Annotated in this window: 2 protein-coding genes; both read right to left on the reverse strand. The window is 40.4% G+C overall.

Going from position 1 to position 2,703, the window contains the following annotated elements; all coding sequences use genetic code 11:
• Positions 1 to 120: 120 nt before the first annotated feature.
• On the reverse strand, positions 121 to 852 hold the full coding sequence (gene istB, locus BUC23_RS17115; RefSeq protein WP_073211904.1) for an IS21-like element helper ATPase IstB: 732 nt from the start codon (positions 850 to 852) through the stop codon (positions 121 to 123).
• A gap of 25 nt (positions 853 to 877) precedes the next feature.
• Entirely contained in the window at positions 878 to 2,443 is a 1,566-nt protein-coding gene (gene istA / locus BUC23_RS17120; RefSeq protein ID WP_073211907.1) for an IS21 family transposase, read from the reverse strand.
• Positions 2,444 to 2,703: the final 260 nt, after the last annotated feature.

Consider the following 2,703-nt stretch of genomic DNA (forward strand, 5'->3'; position numbering starts at 1 on the left):
TGGATATTCCGACGAAAGTACGCCACCATTCCGCGCTAAAGGTCGCCATTTATTCCGGAGCAAAGTACGCCAGTCAAACCGGCCTTTATCATCACTAAGTAAAGATGATGTTTTTCAAAGTTAATGATTTTTTTTAGTTCTCAAAGATTTTCCTGTTAATGCTATTCTGTGTGCTGAAGCTGACAATCTGTCCATTATGGCGTCGGCCAGAGTTGGCTCCTCAATGAAGTTGTACCAAGTGTCCACGGGCAACTGTGAAGTAATCATAGTTGACCCTAAACCATATCTATCTTCGAGAATATCCAATAAGGCAATCCTTGCATCATTATTCAAGGCTTTCAATCCAAAGTCATCTAGGATCAGTAGCTTGTTTGCTGAGATGCCCCTAATCCATTTCAGATATGAACCGTCAAGCCTTGCTTGGGTCACGGCATCCATGAACTTATTCATACTAAAGTACTGGGTACGGTAACCAAGCAAACAAGCACTGCGCCCTAAGGCACAGGCCATAAAAGATTTACCACAACCAGTGGCACCGGTTATCAGAACATTTTCGCCTTTTTCTATAAACATGCCATCAGAAAGTCTTAATACCTGTTCTCTTGTAATGCCTCTTTCTGTATTACAGATTATATCTTCCGGTAATGCATGGTAACGCAGTTTGCTAGCCTTTAGATACTTTTGTGTTCTGGAGTACTCTCTGTATTCTACTTCTGCCTGAGTAATCATGGCAATGAGAGAATGGACATCCTCTATTTCATGTACAGGAAGTGATAGTGCGGCTTCATACCTTTTGGCCATGCCCGTCAATTTAAGACCTTTAAGCTGTTCTAATGTGTTTTGTGTATTCATTTCTATTAGGATTTATTTAAGTTGTTTAATTATAGGCTTCAGGGCCTCTGAGGTTTTTGTGGTCAGGGATACGGAATTCAGCAGGAGCCTCTTCTTCGAGTAAATCCATATTGTTTTCCAGGATATTTTTAATGACACCATAGCTAATTTTGTTACCCCTTAACCCCCGCTTACATGCAGCCTCCATTCGGATATTGCCATAAGTATTCATTAATCTCAGCAGACCCAAACAAGCTGTATAGGACTGGTCGATTATCAGTTTACTGTCCATTACTTTTTTGAAGAATTCAAAAGTATATGGTCCATTTTCTTCTGCTTTTTTGAGATAGTATCCAGGGCTCCATCCACGTTGATTACTAATGGCCTGGTGTCTTTCAGGCATATGTTCCCTAGTACTGGTGTAGCCATGGCTGGTATAATTCCTAGTATGCACAGCAATTCTTTGTCCATCAGAATAGATCTCTACGATGTCTTGATCATAAGAAATGCGTACCTCCTTTCCAATGTAGCGGTATGGAACAGAGTAAAAGTGCCAGTCTTCGCCCACAAGCACATGGTAATGCTTTTGCACCTTTGCCTTGGTGTAATGTCTGATACTGTATGGGGATTCTGGCAAGGGTTGTAGTGCTATTTTTTCTTGGCTTTCAAACAACTCGAGTCTACTGAATACTTTCTTCTGAAAGTTCAACTGATGATGACTATTGAGTTTCTCTCTAATGGCCTTGTTTAGATCAGAAAGGCTATAAAAAATATCGTTACGCAGAGCGGCATAAATGCGTCTATAGGTGATCTTTACATTATTTTCAACAGAAGGTTTGTCTTTTGGTTTATAGGGACGAGCTGCCAGCAGAGCGATATTATTGTGGTTTGCCCATTGCTCGAGCATATCAGTAAATACAGGTTCATATTTACAACTTTTTGACACCCATTGCCTCATGTTGTCCGATTTAACAGTCAAAGGAACGCCTCCAAAGTATTCAATGGTATGGTTTAACGCCTTAACTACTTGAGGCAGTTTCGCATCAGGTAAAGCCTCTACATAGCCATAACCACTAAAGGGAAGAATAGCAACATATACTGGACATGCAATTAGTTCACCTGTTGAAGTATCTACATAGTGAAGCATATCTCCAGCAAAGTCTACTTCGAGAAGCTTTGCAGGAGTATGGGCGAAATGCATCACGGCATTGTTCACCTTCTCCTGATCCTGTAAAAGTTCACAGAACCTAGAATACTGAAAGCCTGATGGATATTCTTTAATGTATTCTTCCCAAAGCAGTAGACGAGTTACACCAGTTCGGTTAAGTTCCTTGGTGAAGTAACCACTCAGATTATTAAAATGAACTTTACGCGGATCAGTATCTTCCGCAATAACAGGCTTTAAAAGCCCCAGTATGTGTTCAAGTTCTTGATCAGAACGCTTTAATAATTCTTTAAAATCAACTCCAGTTTGCACAAATTTTTGCAAATAAAGTGCGATTGTTTTTCTAGAAATTTTGACTTCTTTTTCTATAGCACGCTGTGAAACACCACGTTCTAAGAATAAAAGTATCTGTCTAATCTTAATCATACTAAGTAGTTTATTTGCCATACTGCAAGTGGTTTTTTGATTACAAACCAAACTTATGGTAAATGGCGGTTAAATCTCTACTTAGTGAGACAATGGATCTGGGATAGGTGGCGTACTTTGTGTCGGAATGTCAGTCCTTTAAAAGTGCTAAATCAGGAGTAAAGTGGCGTACTTTGCTCCGGAATAAGTGGCAACCTTTGCAGTGGAATCGTGGCGACCTTTGCTTCGGAATGGGTGGCGTACTTTGTAGCGGAATCGTGGCGACCTTTGCAGCGGAATAT

The sequence above is a fragment of the Flavobacterium xinjiangense genome, from assembly GCF_900142885.1.
In the GTDB taxonomy this organism is placed as follows: Bacteria; Bacteroidota; Bacteroidia; order Flavobacteriales; family Flavobacteriaceae; genus Flavobacterium; species Flavobacterium xinjiangense.

What these genes read in the sequence shown, in the direction of transcription:
- istB (WP_073211904.1), bottom strand. Translation starts at nt 852, where the DNA reads ATGAATACACAAAACACATTAGAACAGCTTAAAGGTCTTAAATTGACG.
- istA (WP_073211907.1), bottom strand. Translation starts at nt 2,443, where the DNA reads ATGGCAAATAAACTACTTAGTATGATTAAGATTAGACAGATACTTTTA.